This is a genomic window from Rhodococcus sp. B50, from assembly GCF_013602415.1.
Classification (GTDB): Bacteria; Actinomycetota; Actinomycetes; order Mycobacteriales; family Mycobacteriaceae; genus Rhodococcus.
In genome coordinates this window covers 1,528,468-1,543,843 of sequence record NZ_WPAG02000002.1, presented here as the reverse complement: position 1 = coordinate 1,543,843, position 15,376 = coordinate 1,528,468, and the positions used below count along the sequence as shown (strand labels likewise).

The following is a 15,376-nucleotide window of genomic DNA, read 5'->3' as shown; positions in this document are numbered from 1 at the left end:
GATGGAACTGCTCTTCCCTCTCCTGATCCTGGCACTGCTCGTCCCGACCTTCCTGGGCGTGCGGCGTCAGAAGAAGGAGATGCAGAAGGTGTCGGCGTTGCAGGACTCCCTGCGCATCGGCGACCGCGTCATGACCACTGCGGGCCTGCACGCCACGGTGGCGGCGCTCGCCGACGACACTGTCGATCTCGAGATCGCGCCGGGGGTCGTGACGACCTGGTCGCGCCTGGTCATCCGGGAACGCGTCGAGACCACGACCCCGCAGGATCCGGACCTGCTCCGCAAGGACGACGATGCGAACCCGCCGGAGGGACGTCCCACCGAGTACTGACGGCAGCGCCGCGCCCCACGGTGTCGGCACCGGATCTCCCGGTGTCGAGGCCGAGCGCCGCGCGACTGCATCCGACCACCACTCACTCGTATCGAGGAGACTGACAGACCGTGGCACCTTCCAACGGATCGGTGCATCCCGTGCGCGCTCTCGCCCTGTTCGGGGTGATTCTCGCCGCGTTGTATGCACTGGTCTTCTTCACCGGGGACAAGTCGCCCACCCCGAAGCTGGGCATCGACCTGCAGGGTGGCACCCGCGTCACCCTCACCGCGCGAACCCCCGACGGGAGCAGCCCGAGTCCGGAGAGCCTCAGCCAGGCCCAGCAGATCATCGAGACCCGCGTCAACGGTCTCGGTGTGTCGGGTTCGGAAGTGATCGTCGAAGGCGACAACCTCGTGATCACCGTTCCGGGTGAGGACAGCGCGCAGGCCAGGACACTGGGCCAGACCGCCCGTCTGTACATCAGGCCGGTGATCGGGGGACCGATCGACGCGAACATGACCGCAGAGGGTCTCACCGAGCAGCCCGGTGCCGGTGCCCCCGATGGCGGGCTGCCCGCCGAACCCGCTCCGGCCGAACCGGCTCCCGCCGACCAGGCCCCGCCGGCCGAAGCCCCCGAACCGCAGGGACGCCCGTTCCCGGCGCAGGATCCCACCGCGCCGACCGATGCCCCGGAACCGCCCGAGACTCCGGCCGAGGCACCCGAGACGCCCGCTCCCACCCAGCCGAACGACGGCTCGCTGACTCCGCAGGAACAGGCGGCCGCCGACATCGCCGCAGCCAAGGCCACCCGCCAGAGCGAGGACCCCGCCGTCCAGCAGGCGGCGGCTCTCGCCCTCGACTGCTCCGCGGCCGACCCGCTCGCCGGCAACGACGACCCGGCGCTTCCGCTCGTCGCGTGCTCGACCGACGGCACCGCGATCTACCTGCTCGGCCCGAGCATCATCGACGGCCAGCAGATCGAGGACGCGACGAGCGGTTTCAATCAGCAGCAGTCGCGCTACGAGGTCAGCCTGACCTTCGACAGCGAGGGCAGCAATACGTGGGCGCAGTTCACCGCCGCGAACATCGGTCAGCAGGCCGCGTTCGTGCTCGACTCGAAGGTCGTCAGCGCGCCCGTGATCCAGGGCGCCACCCCCGCCGGCAGCGCCACCTCGATCACCGGCCAGTTCACGAACACGCAGGCCGCAGAGCTGGCGAACACCCTCAAGTACGGGTCGTTGCCGCTGTCGTTCGTGGCATCCGAAGCCGAGACCGTCTCCGCCACTCTGGGTCTGGCTTCGCTCGAGGCCGGGCTGATCGCCGGTGCGGTGGGTCTGGCGCTGGTGCTCCTGTTCTGCCTCGCGTACTACCGGATGCTCGGACTGCTCACCGCGCTGTCGCTCGTTCTCTCGGGAATGGCGGTCTACGCGGTCATGGTGCTGCTCGGCAGATACATCGGGTTCACGCTCGACCTCGCCGGCGTCGCCGGTCTGATCATCGGTATCGGCATGACCGCCGACTCGTTCGTCGTGTTCTTCGAACGGATCAAGGACGAGATCCGCGAAGGGCGGAGTTTCCGTTCCGCGGTGCCGCGCGGCTGGGCACGGGCCCGCCGCACGATTCTCTCCGGTAACGCGGTCAGCTTCATCGCAGCCGCCGTGCTCTACGTCCTGGCCGTCGGTCAGGTCCGCGGCTTCGCGTTCACCCTCGGCCTGACCACGATCCTCGACGTCGTCGTGGTGTTCCTCGTGACGTGGCCGCTGGTGTTCCTGGCCTCGAAGTCGAAGTTCTGGTCCAAGCCGAGCGTGAACGGTCTGGGCGCAATCCAGCAGGTGGCCGACGAGCGTCGTCTCGTTGCCGCGACCGCTGCGAAGGAGGCGTGACGATGACCGACACGACCACGACGACGGCGGTACCGCAGCACAGCCTGCTGTCTCGTCTGTACACCGGAACGGGTGCCTTCGAGATCGTCGGCCGGCGCAAGCGGTGGTACATCGTCACCGCGGTGATCGTGCTGATCGCCCTGCTCAGCATGCTGCTGCGCGGATTCAGCTGGGGCATCGACTTCGAGGGCGGCACCCGTGTCCAGATGCCGGTCGTGGCGGGCGTCTCCGTCGACGAGGTCGAAACCGTCTTCAGCGACACCATCGGCTTCGAACCGGAAGCGGTGCAGACCGTCGGCGCCGGCGACGGCGCGACGGTGCAGATTCGGTCGGAGACCCTCGACGGGCAGCAGGTCGCCGAACTGCAGACCGCATTGTTCGAGGAGTTCCAGCCGGCCGGTCCGGACGGAGAGCCGTCCCGCAACTCGATCAGCGTCGCCGATGTCAGTGAGACGTGGGGAAGCCAGATCACCAGCAAGGCGCTCATCGCGCTGGTGGTCTTCCTCGTCATCGTGAGCATCTACATCACGATCCGATACCAGCGGAACATGGCGATGGCGGCGATCGCGGCGCTGTTCTTCGACATCATCGTGACGGCGGGCGTGTACGCGCTCGTCGGCTTCGAGGTCACCCCGGCGACCGTCATCGGTCTGCTCACGATCCTCGGTTTCTCGCTGTACGACACGGTCGTCGTCTTCGACAAGGTCGAGGAGAACACCCGGGGCATCCTGCACCTGCACCGCCGCACCTACGCGGAGCAGGCCAACCTGGCCGTCAACCAGACGCTCATGCGCTCGATCAACACCACCATCATCTCGGTGCTGCCGGTGCTCGCACTCATGGTGGTCGCGGTGTGGCTCCTCGGTGTGGGCACGCTCAAGGACCTCGCGCTCGTCCAGCTGGTCGGCATCGTCGTCGGTACCTTCTCCTCGATCTTCTTCGCGACCCCGTTGCTGGTTACCCTCGAGGAATGGCGTGGTCCGGTCGCGAAGCACACCCGCAAGGTGCTCGCCAAGCGGGAGGAGGCCGCCGCCCGCGCAGCGAATGCCCGGACGACGGCCGGGTCGCAGGCGGCCGGCACGCGCAACTCCGAGGTCGTTCCGTCGGTCCCGGTCTCCGGTTCGGTGCCCGACCGGGCGACGATCCGTCGCGGACCGGCCCCCGGAGCGCGCCCTACCGGAAAGCGCGCCAAGAGAAGGTCCTGACATGGCGGTGACCGAGCGGAACGATCCGACGACGAGCCGGCCGCCGAGGCGCCGCGGCACGCTGCTCGCGTGTGCTGCGGTGGCCTCGACGCTCGCGCTCTCCACCGTGGCGTGCGGCACGGAGGAGGAACCGCTGCACTCGATCGGGTACGCGATCGACAACACGGTGACGACCTACAACGCCAACACCGTCGACGGTGCCGCCTCCGGCGCTCGCCAGGCCTTCGCCCGGGTGCTGCCCGGCTTCGGCTACGTCGGCCCCTCCGGCCGGATGGTCGCGGACACCGACATCGGGACGGCGTCGGTCGTGCCGGGTGAGGGGCTCACCGTCCAGTACCGCTTGTCCCCGGACGCGGTCTACTCCGACGGCGTGCCCATGTCCTGCGACGATCTCGTCCTCGCCTGGGCGGCGTCGAGCGGCCGGTTCACCGCCCCGGACGAGGCGGGGGAGCAGGTCCCGCTCTTCGACGCCGCCCATCGCGGGGGCTACGCCGACATCGACCGGGTCGACTGCCAGTCCGGTTCGAAGGAGGCCACCGTCGTCTTCCGGCCGGGCCGCGAGGACACGAACTGGCGGTCGCTGTTCGCCGCCACAGAGCTGATGCCGGCCCACGTGGCGGCAGGCAGGTCGGGCGTGGCCGATCTGGTCGGGGCGATCACGACGAACAACACCGACGCCGTTCGGCGCATCGCGGAGTTCTGGAACACCGGCTGGTCTCTCACTCCGGGTGAGATCGACCCGGCCCTCTTCCCGTCCGCAGGCCCGTACCGAATCGAGTCGTACACGGCCGAGGAGGGCCTGACGCTCGTCGCGAACGAACGGTGGTGGGGGAATGCCCCGGGCACCGATCGCATCGTCGTGTGGCCGCGCGGCACCGACGCGTCCGCGGCGGCGGAGGACGGTCGCATCCACGTCGCCGACGTGGCCGAGGGATCCGTCGGCTACAGCACTCTCGGCGACGGTGCCGAGGTCTCCACGGTCGTCTCTCGCAATCTCGAACAGCTGGTGTTCGCCACGAGCGGGGTGTTCCAGAACCCGGCGGCTCGTCGCGCCGTCGCGCTGTGCGTGCCGCGAACGCAGTTGTTCGACGAACTCGGCGCCGCCGACGAGTCGAACGGCGTCACCGGTCCGATCACCTCGCGGCTCCTGGCGCCCGATTCGCCGTTGTACCCGCAGACCGCGCAGACGGCCGAACGCTACGCCGAGGTGGATATCGATGCTGCCCGTTCGGAGCGCGAGGCATCCGGTCAGGACCGGATGCAGGTCCGTATCGGATATCTCGGGCCGGACGACCGTCGCGCACGCACCCTCGAGCTGATCGGTGAGTCCTGCCGTGAGGCGGGCATCGACATCGTCGACGCCGGCTCCGACACCTTCGCCCCGTCACAGCTGACGGCCGGGGAGGTGGACGCGATCCTCGTGGGTACCGCCACCGCAGCGGGTGCCGGTGGCACCGCCGACATGGAGGACGCGCGCGATGCGCTGCACTCCGACGCCGGCAGCAACGTGGGCGGTTACTCGATCGGGCGCGTCGACGAACTCCTCGACGGGCTGCTCGTCGCCCGCGACAACGCTGCGGTCGCCGGGCTCGCGACCGAGGCCGAGCGCATCCTGTGGAGCGATGTCCCCACCCTGCCGCTGTTCGCGCAGCCCCGCACGATCGGGTTCGCGGCGGGAATGCACGCCGGGTTACCGAACCCGACGACCGCGGGTGCGGGCTGGAACATGGATCGGTGGATACTCAGAGGATGAACGCTCAACGGATCGGCGAACCGCAGCTCGTCGAGGAAGCTGCCGTAGCCGTCGTCGAACACACCCGATGGGTCGAGGATTTCCCGGCCGCGGGTGTCCGGTTCGCCGACCTGACGCCGGTCTTCGCCGACGGCCCGTCCTTCTCGGCGATCATCGCGGCCCTGTCGTCCGTGGCACCCGACGCCGAATTGGTCGCGGGGATCGATGCGCGTGGCTTCCTCCTCGGGGGTGGCATCGCCCGGACCCTCGGTGTGGGTGTTCTCGCCGTCCGGAAGGCCGGCAAGCTCCCGCCGCCCGTGCAGACCTGCGAATACCGTCTCGAATACGGCACGGCAGCAATCGAGATCCCGGGCGACTGGCTCGCTCTGCGAGGCCGGAAGGTTCTCGTGGTGGATGACGTGCTCGCGACCGGCGGAACCCTGTCCGCGACCGTCGAACTGCTCGAACGTGTCGGCGCGGAGGTCGTCGGTATCGCCGTCGTCACCGAGATCGAAGCTCTCGGTGGCCGGGCACGACTGCAGAAGTACCCGCTGACGTCGCTCGTGCGGATCTGAGAGTTAGAGTTGCCACAGGTGCCGGTGAACCCGCCGGGCCTGTACGGTCCGGACATGCGCATCGGTGACGAACCGGGTTCGCAGCCGCGACGGGAGGTGGAGGGATGACCCAGAATCTCGATCGGTCTCAGAATTCCGGTCAGAATCCGACGCCCACCGCGGCGTCGACCTCCGCGTCGAGACGGGTGCGTGCCCGCCTGGCCCGGCGCATCACCGGCCAGCGCGGCACCAGCCTCAAGCCGGTCCTCGAGCCGCTGGTCACCATTCATCGGGAGCTGTACCCGAAAGCCGACCTCTCGCAGCTTCAGCGGGCATACGACGTCGCCGAGGAGCGGCACGCCACCCAGAAGCGCAAGTCCGGCGATCCCTACATCACCCACCCCCTGGCGGTCGCGACGATCCTGGCCGAACTCGGTATGGACACCACGACCCTCGTCGCGGCGCTGCTCCACGACACCGTCGAGGACACCGGTTACACGCTCGAGCAGCTCACCGCCGAGTTCGGCGAGGAGGTCGCGCATCTCGTCGACGGCGTCACCAAACTGGACAAGGTCGTGCTCGGCTCGGCCGCCGAGGGCGAGACCATCCGCAAGATGATCATCGCGATGGCGCGCGATCCCCGCGTGCTCGTCATCAAGGTCGCCGATCGCCTGCACAACATGCGGACCATGCGCTTCCTGCCTCCCGAGAAGCAGGCCCGCAAGGCGCGCGAAACCCTCGAAGTGATCGCCCCGCTCGCGCATCGCCTCGGCATGGCGACGGTCAAGTGGGAACTCGAGGATCTGGCGTTCGCGATCCTCCACCCGAAGAAGTACGAGGAGATCGTCCGCCTCGTCGCAACCCGCGCGCCGTCGCGCGACACCTACCTGGCCACCGTCCGCGCCGAGATCGGTCGGACGCTCTCGGCGTCCCGGATCGACGCGGTCGTCGAGGGCAGACCCAAGCACTACTGGTCGATCTACCAGAAGATGATCGTCAAGGGCCGCGATTTCGACGATATCCACGACCTGGTGGGCGTGCGTATCCTGTGCAACGAGATCCGCGACTGCTACGCGGCCGTCGGGGTCGTGCATTCGTTGTGGCAGCCCATGGCGGGGCGTTTCAAGGACTACATCGCGCAGCCCCGTTACGGCGTCTACCAGTCGCTGCACACCACCGTCATCGGCCCCGAGGGCAAGCCGCTCGAGGTCCAGATCCGCACGCACGAGATGCACCGCACCGCCGAATTCGGGATCGCCGCGCACTGGCGTTACAAGGAGACGAAGGGACGCCACTCCGGCGATGTCGCCGAACTCGACGACATGGCCTGGATGCGTCAACTCCTCGACTGGCAGCGGGAAGCCGCGGACCCGGGCGAATTCCTCGAATCGCTCCGCTACGACCTGGCAGTCAAGGAGATCTTCGTCTTCACGCCCAAGGGCGATGTGATCACTCTGCCGTCGGGTTCGACCCCCGTGGACTTCGCGTACGCCGTGCACACCGAGGTCGGGCACCGCTGCATCGGCGCGCGGGTCAACGGGCGGCTCGTGGCACTCGAACGCAAGCTCGAGAACGGTGAGGTCGTGGAGGTGTTCACCTCCAAGGACCCCAACGCCGGCCCGAGCCGCGACTGGCAGTCGTTCGTCGTGTCCCCCCGCGCCAAGGCGAAGATCCGGCAGTGGTTCGCCAAGGAACGCCGCGAGGAAGCCCTCGAATCCGGCAAGGACGCCATCGCGAAGGAAGTGCGCCGCGTCGGTCTGCCGCTGCAGCGCCTGATGAACGCCGACCTGATGGTCGCGGTCGCCAAGGAATTGCGCTATACCGACGTCTCGGCGCTGTACACCGCGGTCGGTGAGCACCACGTCTCGGCGCACCACGTCGTGCAACGGCTGGTCGCGCTGCTCGGCGGCGTCGGTGGCGTCGAGGAGGAACTGGCCGAGCGGTCCACACCGTCGACCATCCCGACCCGCTCGCGGAACAGCGGCGACTCCGGTGTCCTCGTGCCGGGCGCGCCGGGCACGGTCTCGAAGCTCGCGAAGTGCTGCACGCCCGTCCCCGGCGACGAGATCATGGGCTTCGTGACCCGCACCGGTGCGGTGAGCGTGCACCGAACCGACTGCACGAATGCCGGGTCGCTGCGGGAACAGTCGGAGCGGATCATCGAGGTGCAGTGGGCGCCCTCGCCGTCGTCGGTGTTCCTCGTCGCGATCCAGATCGAGGCTCTCGACCGGCACCGCCTGCTGTCGGACGTGACGAAGGCACTCGCCGACGAGAAGGTCAACATCCTGTCGGCCTCGGTGACGACCACGGGCGACCGGGTTGCGGTGAGCCGCTTCACTTTCGAGATGGGCGACCCGAAACATCTCGGGCACGTGCTGAACGTCGTCCGCAATGTCGAAGGCGTCTACGACGTGTATCGGGTGACCTCGGCCGCCTGACCGGGTGCGGATCCGGGCGACGGGGGTCGCCCGGATCGGTCTGTCCCTGTTCGCTCCGTCACCGGACCGCCCCGATCACGACAGGTTTCGTGGGCACGCCGCCACCGAGAGGGCTCGAACCATCGTGTCCGTGCGCGGCGGCCGCCTCCAGCACCGACATCCCGGCATCGCCGATACGGCCGAAGGCCGTGAAATCCGGTCGCAGCAGGGAATCGCCGAGCAGGAGGAAGAACTGGCTCCCGTTGCTGTTCTCCACCCCGGTATTGGCCATCGCGATCGTGCCGCGCGGATAGAGCACCGCCGGTGGGAGATATGACGTCGCGGCTTCCGCCGTGAACTGCGGCACCGGGTACTCGTCGGCGAAGGTGTAGCCCGGCCCGCCGGATCCCGTCCCGGTCGGGTCGCCGCACTGGTACAGCTGACCGCCCGGATCCGTCGCGAGACGATGGCAGGACGTGCCGTCGTAGAAGCCACGATGCGCCAGATCGACGAAGCTGTTGACGGTGCACGGTGCCTGGGTGCGATCGAGCACCAGCGGAACCGGACCGATCGACGTGTCGAGGGTCGATTCGACGATACCTACCGTCGAGGCGCTGGACGGCGGAAGCGTTCCGCCCCGATCGACGTAGTCGCACGTGACGGTCGGTCCCGCCTGGGCCGGGACCTCGGGGAGTCCGCGGTAGATGGACAGGTCCCGTGGGGGAGCGGAGCGCGGCTGCGCGACCTCGGTGACCTTCGTGGTCGCGGAACCGGCATCCTGCGCACAGCCGCCGAGCAACGATGCGACGGCTACGAGACAGAGCGGAACAACGGTGCGGAGCCGGACCGCGAACCGTCGCCCAGTGGTGTGGATCACAGCATCGGGACGCTATCGGAACGAAGCACGGTCGGATAGAGGCGGAAGACGGATCGGTGAACAATCACCCCCGAGATCACCCCGTGACGTGGTGCCGTCCAGTCGATTTCGTCCCGTACGACGTCCCGCCCCGGAATATCCGGGGCGGGACGTTCGTGCGTTCCGTGTGAACAGGGGTGTCAGGACCCCACGGTCACCGACTCGATCTGCACCGCGCGGTTGGGCGCACCGCCGCCGGCCGCCATCGAGCCGTCGTCGCCTTCCGCCGCGACCTCCTCGATCACGGCGAGCCCGGCCTCGTCGACCGCCCCGAAGACCGTGTAGGTGGGGGGAAGCTGCGAATCCTCGTACACCAGGAAGAACTGGCTGCCGTTGCTGCCGGGACGACCGGTGTTCGCCATCGCGACCGTGCCGCGCGGGTAGATCACCGGCTGCCGCAGCTGGGCGTCGCCGGGCGCGTACACGTTCTCCGGGTACTCGGTGTCGAACCCGTAACCCGGCCCGCCCGTTCCGGTACCCGTCGGGTCGCCGCACTGCAGCACCTGTAGACCGGGGGAGGTCACGAGCCGGTGGCAGGGGGTGTCGTCGAAGTAGCCCTGCTCCGCGAGGGACACGAAGCTGTTGACCGTGCAGGGGGCTGCGGCCCGGTCGAGTTCGACGCCGATGGCGCCGACGTTGGTGGTGATCTGCGCGGCAGCAGCGCCGGTGGCGGAGACGTCGTCCGCGGCGGGTGCGGTCACGTCCCGCGCGGCGTCACCCGAGGCGTCGTAGGTGCACGAGACGGAGTCGCTGCCGACCGGTCGCTCCGGCAGTTCGCCCGTGTAGGCGGGGGACTGCCGGTCGGTGGCGGACGCCGGCGCCGACGAGGTCGCGGCGGTATCGGTGGACGAATCGTCGGAGCACCCCGTGAGGAGGAGTGCGAGCCCGACGCCGGCGGCGAGGGTGGTGCGCAATCGGATCATCAGTCCATCCTGACCGACGTGAGGGTGGTCTCCAGCGCGGGGGCGCCGTCGGCGGCCCCACCCGCGACACCGGCCGCGGCGATCTTGTCGAGGGTCGCGAGACCGGTCTCGTCGATCGTGCCGAACACGGTGTACTGCGGGGGCAGCACCGAATCGCCGTACACCAGGAAGAACTGGCTGCCGTTGGTGCCCGGACCGGCGTTGGCCATCGCGAGGGTGCCGCGCGGATAGGTCATCGGTTCCTGCGCGGCGGGATCGTCGGCGGCGAACTGGTCGGTGGGGAACTCGTTCGCGAACTGGTAGCCCGGTCCGCCGGAGCCGCTACCGGACGGGTCGCCGCACTGCAGGACCTGCAGGGACGGCGAGGTGGTCAGACGGTGGCAGGTCGTCTCGTCGAAGTAGTTCTGCGAGGCGAGCGACAGGAAGCTGTTGACCGTGCACGGCGAGTCGTCGTTGTGCAGGATCAGGCCGATGTTGCCCTGACTCGTCTCCACGCTGACGCTGACATCCGTGTTGCCCTCACCGGTGGTGCGGATGCCCTCGGTGCGCGGCGGCTGCGCCGGCTTCGACGGCTCGCGACCGTCGGCGGGGTACGAGCAGTTCACAGTCTCGGGCAACGGCTCGGACCGGCCCTCGGGCAGCGCCACGTACTCGGAAGCGGAAGTGTCGTTCGACGCTGCCTCGGTGGCCGTGTCGTCGCCCCGGTTCACCGCCCACAGTGCAACACCTGCGCCGACGACCACGATCACCCCGAGCGCGGACAGCGCGATCGTCGTGCGGCGCCGCTTGCGCTCGCGTTCGGCTCGTCGCTCGAGTTGCCGTTCGAGTTTGCGTTTCGCGGCCTGGCGCCGTTGTGCGTTGCTCGGCACTGCAGTAGTCCTCCCGTGAACGATCGATGTGCTCCAACCGACTTCGAAGCCGATTCGAGTCTGCCACCCGGGACCGGGAACCCGTGGACAGGGCGCAACGCATAGTCTGTAGGAGACCTCGAAGGCTTCCACCCGTAGGAGCGATGCTCGTGCTCGTGACCGGATTCCCTGCCGGGATGTTCCAGACCAACTGCTACATCCTCGCGCAGGACAACGCGAAGGAGTGCGTCGTCGTCGATCCCGGCCAGGACGCCGCCGAGCCGCTCGTGGAGTTCCTGACCGGATCCGATCTCACCCCCCGGGCGGTGCTGCTCACGCACGGTCACCTCGACCACATGTGGTCCGCGCAGCCCGTCGCCGACCGCTACGGAATCCCCGTCTACATCCATCCCGACGATCGAGCGATGCTCACCGACCCGCTGCAGGGCATGGGATCGAGTCTCGCTCCCTTCCTCGACGGAGTCGAATTCGTCGAGCCGCAGCAGGTCGTGGAGTTCGGCGACGGAGACGAGATCGAACACGCCGGAATCGAGTTCGTCGTCGACCACACACCCGGCCACACCCGCGGCTCGGTCGTCCTGCGCACGCGCACCACCACCCCCGACGGGGCCGCTCTGAACGTCGCGCTCACCGGCGACACCCTGTTCCAGGGCTCGATCGGCCGCACCGATCTGCCGGGCGGCGACCATGCGCAACTGCTCGACTCGATCACGCGCAAGCTGCTCGTGCTCGACGACGGAACCAACATCCTTCCCGGTCACGGCGGGTCGAGCACGATCGGGCAGGAACGGGTCTCGAATCCCTTCCTCACAGGCCTGGCAGAATCCCGCTGACGCACGAACACCGCGATCCGGCGGTGACCAATCGAGAGAATTCCGAGAGAAGGCAGTACCAGTGAGCAAGGCCTCCACGTTTTCGGCGCCGAAGGGTGTGCCCGATTACGTTCCCCCGCAGTCGGCGGAGTTCGTGGCGGTACGGGACGGTCTGACCCGTGCAGCACGCCTGGCGGGGTATGGGCACGTCGAACTGCCCATCTTCGAAGACACCGGCCTGTTCGCTCGGGGCGTCGGCGAATCCACCGACGTCGTGACGAAGGAGATGTACACCTTCGCCGATCGCGGTGAGCGCTCGGTCACGCTGCGTCCCGAGGGCACCGCGGGCGTGATGCGCGCGGTGATCGAGCACGGCCTCGATCGCGGTCAGCTTCCCGTGAAGCTGTCGTATTCCGGACCGTTCTTCCGCTACGAGCGCCCTCAGGCCGGTCGCTACCGTCAGCTGCAGCAGGTCGGTGTCGAGGCGATCGGCATCGACGATCCCGCACTCGATGCCGAGGTCATCGCGATCGCCGACGCCGGATTCCGGTCGCTCGGACTCGACGGCTTCCGACTCGAGATCACCTCGCTCGGCGACGACACCTGCCGCCCGCAGTACCGGGAGAAGTTGCAGCAGTTCCTGTTCGCGCTCCCGCTCGACGAGGAGACCCGCCGCCGCGCCGAGATCAACCCGCTGCGCGTGCTCGACGACAAGCGTCCCGAGGTCCGCGAGATGACCGCCGACGCACCGCTGATGCTGGACCACCTCTCGGACACCGCGCGTGCGCACTTCGACGAGGTCCTCGCCCACCTCGACGCGATCGGCGTCCCGTACGTCGTCAACCCGCGAATGGTGCGCGGCCTCGATTACTACACGAAGACCACCTTCGAATTCGTCCACGACGGACTCGGAGCCCAGTCCGGCATCGGAGGCGGCGGCCGCTACGACGGACTCATGGAACAGCTGGGCGGCCAGCCGCTCTCGGGCATCGGTTTCGGGATCGGCGTCGACCGCACGGTTCTCGCGCTCGCCGCCGAGGGCAAGTCGGCGGGCAGCCCCGCGCGATGCGAGGTGTACGGCGTTCCCATGGGTGATGCTGCCAAGGCCGCGCTCGTGCCCATCGCGCACAAGCTGCGCGCAGCAGGGGTTCGCGTCGACCTCGCCTACGGCGGACGTGGACTGAAGGGTGCGATGAAGGCGGCCGACAAGTCCGGCGCCGTCGTCGCGCTCGTCCTCGGCGACCGCGAACTCGAGGCGGGCGAGATCGTCGTCAAGGATCTACGCAACGGCGAACAGCACAGCGTTGCACTCACGGACGTCGTCGCCCGTGTCGGTGAGGTCGTTGCCGGCGCATGACGACCGGGACGGTGGCGCCGTCCCGCTCGATCTGATCCCGAGCCGACTGCTCCGTCCGCGAGCGCGCAGGATCGCGCTGCTCGCGCTCGCCGTCGGCGTCGTCCTCGGCGTCCTCGTCTGGATCGTCGCGCCCGGCTGGGTCGCCCTGCTCGTCGGTGCCGTCCTCGCGGTGCCACCGGCCCTCGGGGCATTCCTGGCCACGCGTCGGCACCTGCTACTGCGCGGCACCGTCGTCACCCTCTCGGGTGCGTTCCGGTCGCGCAGTGTCGATCTGGCACGGCTCGCCGGCGTCGAACTGCTGGTGCGGGTGGGCGGTGTGTCGCAGGCGGTCCTGCGCGTCAACGACGGTGAGCACAACCTCGTGTCGGTTCCGTTGGCGCTGTACGCGAACGGCGGAGGTCGCGAACTCGAGGTGCTCGCTCTGCGCAAGCTCGCAGATGCGCTGGCCACCAGCGAGATCGCACCGGCGGCGGCGATCTCGTCGGTGCTCGTCGAACAGTTGCGGGCCGAGGCCCGCGACGCCGCGCTCGGTGAACGCCCGCTCTACCGGGCGATCGAACTCGCGCGCGGCGCCGGACGGGTGCCGCAGACCACGTTGACCGACCACGAGGTGGCCTCCCTCGTCGACTGACGGCCGGTGCTCACCGGTCGTCGTACGAACCGATCACCGCGGGAACGACCAACGGCAACTCACCGACCACCTCGGTGCTCATCGCGGCGGCTCTCAGGAGACGAGGAGGGGAACGGTGCTCCTCGTCCTCGGACCCACGGCCGGACGTCGCGGGAACCATCCCGCCGGTGGCAGGAGTACGTCCGACCGGGGTCGTGCCGGTGGACGCCGGTGACCCTCCGCCCGTACCCGCCACGGTCGGGATCGGAGCGGAGGCAGGCACACCCGCAGTCCCGAACGCGGCCCCCGCGGTGCCGTGACCGGCGAGGACTCCCGCCGCCACCGTTCCGGCCGAACCCGTGACGGACGCACCGACGGTCGGGACCGCCGCGTGCGCGGTGGGCACCGTCGATGCGTAGGTGGTGGGGGCGGTCGCGGCGTGAGCGGCGGCCGCGCCGAACGGCGCAGCGGCACTCGATGCGACATCGGCTGCGGCGGTAGCGATCGTGCGCATCTCGTGAACCCCCGCCACCGCGACCGGCGCGGGCACCGGAATCGGCGCGGTCAACGCGGCCATCGTGGCGGTGTGAACCGCCAGTTCGCCTCGCGTACGCGCGACGACGGCCAGTGCCGCCTGGAGATGCTGTGCGGCCGACGCCAGCAAGGCGGCCTGGCCCGGCGGTGTCGCCAGAGCGGGGGCGGCCGCAACCGCCGTGGCCACGAACGACTGTGCGATGCCGGTCAATTCGATGTTGCCGCGTTCGACGCTCGCCGTGGCGGCGCGGGTGACGTCGCCGATCCGGTCGCCGCGGTCCGCCAGTTCGAGCGCGGACTGCTGAGCCCGAACGCCGTGACCGGCGGCCTCGTCGGCCGTCGCGCCCTCCCACGACTCGGGAAGCGCGTGCAGCGCACTGCGCCCGAGAGTGGTCGCGGTCTCGAGCAGGCGCGACCCCTGGTGCAGGATCGCCGTTGGATCGAGCGAGTCGAGGATGCCGGTGCCGAACGTCGACCCGAGTTCGGTGAGCGGCCGCACGATCGCCTCGAGATCGGGCAGCACGGGCACGGGAATCGATTCGAGCAGCTCGACGATCGAGTTCGCTTCGAGGAGGGGTAGACCCGGCTCCGGGAGAACGGGTTGCCGTAGCGCGGGAAGCGGGGCGTCGAGGACCGGTCCGATCGGTGATGCGCGGAGTGCGTCGAGGACGGTCGGTGACGTGACGGGTGCTGCTGCGGCGTCTGCGGCCGATCCCTGCATCACAGTCCTCCCGCGGCGTCGGAGAGGGCAGAAGCCGTTCCGGTGTCGGCGGTTTCGTAACCGGTGGCGGCCTCGTGCGCCGCGATGCCGTTGGACGCATAGGCCCACGACAGCTGTGCGACGGCGCGGGTGTGCTCGGACTGCGCTGCGGCGAACACGGCGAGGAACTCGCCTCCGATGAGTCCCAGGGCGGGACTCAACGCGGAGATGTTGGCCTGCAGATCGAACGCCCCTGCCTGCGCGACGTGCTCGGCCGCACGAAGACTCGTGGTCCCGAACGCTCGAATTCCGTCGGGCACCACCCGGATTTCGGCACCGGGAAACAGACCGCTCATCGAACCCCCCATCGAAGATCAGTGTGGCGAGCACTGTAACTCGAGGGAACCGGGGGAGCCACCGGGTCCTGGCCGGCCTGTGGATGAACCCACGTCATGGGCGATGAATTCGTTGCAGACCGGGTGCGCGACATTCGATCGCACCTGATGCCGGCGATCTGTTGACAGCGAATAGCACACATGTTCGACTGGAGT

At 69.0% G+C, this 15,376-nt stretch carries 14 protein-coding genes; 9 read left to right on the top strand and 5 right to left on the bottom strand.

Going from position 1 to position 15,376, the window contains the following annotated elements; genetic code table 11:
- The first annotated feature begins 1 nt into the window (after position 1).
- The 6 genes from yajC to GON09_RS07390 all read left to right on the top strand — a co-directional run bounded on the left by yajC (position 2) and on the right by GON09_RS07390 (position 8,125).
- The gene (gene yajC, locus GON09_RS07415; protein WP_213931247.1) at positions 2-331 is read left to right on the top strand and encodes a preprotein translocase subunit YajC; all 330 of its coding nucleotides are present in this window, start codon (positions 2-4) and stop codon (positions 329-331) included.
- Between the two features lie 110 nt (positions 332-441).
- Complete coding sequence (secD, locus tag GON09_RS07410) at positions 442-2,196, top strand: protein translocase subunit SecD (protein ID WP_213931246.1); 1,755 nt, start codon at positions 442-444, stop codon at positions 2,194-2,196.
- A 2-nt stretch (positions 2,197-2,198) separates the two neighbouring features.
- Positions 2,199-3,401 (top strand): protein translocase subunit SecF, encoded by a 1,203-nt coding sequence (gene secF, locus GON09_RS07405; protein WP_244865432.1) that lies wholly within the window; start codon positions 2,199-2,201, stop codon positions 3,399-3,401.
- A gap of 1 nt (position 3,402) precedes the next feature.
- Positions 3,403-5,154 (top strand): ABC transporter substrate-binding protein, encoded by a 1,752-nt coding sequence (locus tag GON09_RS07400; protein ID WP_213931244.1) that lies wholly within the window; start codon positions 3,403-3,405, stop codon positions 5,152-5,154.
- Complete coding sequence (locus tag GON09_RS07395) at positions 5,151-5,708, top strand: adenine phosphoribosyltransferase (protein ID WP_213931243.1); 558 nt, start codon at positions 5,151-5,153, stop codon at positions 5,706-5,708. The genes GON09_RS07400 and GON09_RS07395 overlap by 4 nt, the downstream gene beginning before the upstream one ends.
- Before the next feature lie 104 nt (positions 5,709-5,812).
- Complete coding sequence (locus GON09_RS07390) at positions 5,813-8,125, top strand: RelA/SpoT family protein (RefSeq protein ID WP_213931242.1); 2,313 nt, start codon at positions 5,813-5,815, stop codon at positions 8,123-8,125.
- Between the two features lie 58 nt (positions 8,126-8,183).
- Here the strand turns inward: GON09_RS07390 and GON09_RS07385 are convergent, their stop codons facing one another.
- From GON09_RS07385 to GON09_RS07375, 3 genes are all read right to left on the bottom strand, one after another.
- Positions 8,184-8,981 carry a peptidylprolyl isomerase gene (locus tag GON09_RS07385; protein ID WP_213931241.1) on the bottom strand — a complete coding sequence of 266 codons (798 nt, stop codon included), beginning with the start codon at positions 8,979-8,981 and terminating at the stop codon, positions 8,184-8,186.
- Positions 8,982-9,160: 179 nt separating this feature from the next.
- On the bottom strand, positions 9,161-9,943 hold the full coding sequence (locus tag GON09_RS07380; RefSeq protein WP_213931240.1) for a peptidylprolyl isomerase: 783 nt from the start codon (positions 9,941-9,943) through the stop codon (positions 9,161-9,163).
- Positions 9,943-10,812 carry a peptidylprolyl isomerase gene (locus GON09_RS07375; RefSeq protein WP_213931239.1) on the bottom strand — a complete coding sequence of 290 codons (870 nt, stop codon included), beginning with the start codon at positions 10,810-10,812 and terminating at the stop codon, positions 9,943-9,945. Before GON09_RS07375 ends, GON09_RS07380 begins: the two co-directional genes overlap by 1 nt.
- 149 nt (positions 10,813-10,961) lie before the next feature.
- Here GON09_RS07375 and GON09_RS07370 point away from each other — a divergent pair, with 149 nt between their 5' ends.
- The 3 genes from GON09_RS07370 to GON09_RS07360 all read left to right on the top strand — a co-directional run bounded on the left by GON09_RS07370 (position 10,962) and on the right by GON09_RS07360 (position 13,612).
- Entirely contained in the window at positions 10,962-11,645 is a 684-nt protein-coding gene (locus GON09_RS07370; RefSeq protein WP_213934333.1) for an MBL fold metallo-hydrolase, read from the top strand.
- A gap of 61 nt (positions 11,646-11,706) precedes the next feature.
- Positions 11,707-12,981 (top strand): histidine--tRNA ligase, encoded by a 1,275-nt coding sequence (gene hisS / locus GON09_RS07365; RefSeq protein WP_213931238.1) that lies wholly within the window; start codon positions 11,707-11,709, stop codon positions 12,979-12,981.
- Positions 12,968-13,612 carry a hypothetical protein gene (locus tag GON09_RS07360; RefSeq protein WP_213931237.1) on the top strand — a complete coding sequence of 215 codons (645 nt, stop codon included), beginning with the start codon at positions 12,968-12,970 and terminating at the stop codon, positions 13,610-13,612. Before hisS ends, GON09_RS07360 begins: the two co-directional genes overlap by 14 nt.
- Before the next feature lie 10 nt (positions 13,613-13,622).
- On the opposite strand, the gene GON09_RS07355 is transcribed toward GON09_RS07360, so the two are convergent.
- Both GON09_RS07355 and GON09_RS07350 read right to left on the bottom strand, forming a co-directional pair.
- Complete coding sequence (locus GON09_RS07355; protein ID WP_213931236.1) at positions 13,623-14,846, bottom strand: hypothetical protein; 1,224 nt, start codon at positions 14,844-14,846, stop codon at positions 13,623-13,625.
- Entirely contained in the window at positions 14,846-15,181 is a 336-nt protein-coding gene (locus GON09_RS07350) for a type VII secretion target (protein ID WP_213931235.1), read from the bottom strand. The genes GON09_RS07355 and GON09_RS07350 overlap by 1 nt, the downstream gene beginning before the upstream one ends.
- Positions 15,182-15,376 lie beyond the last annotated feature (195 nt).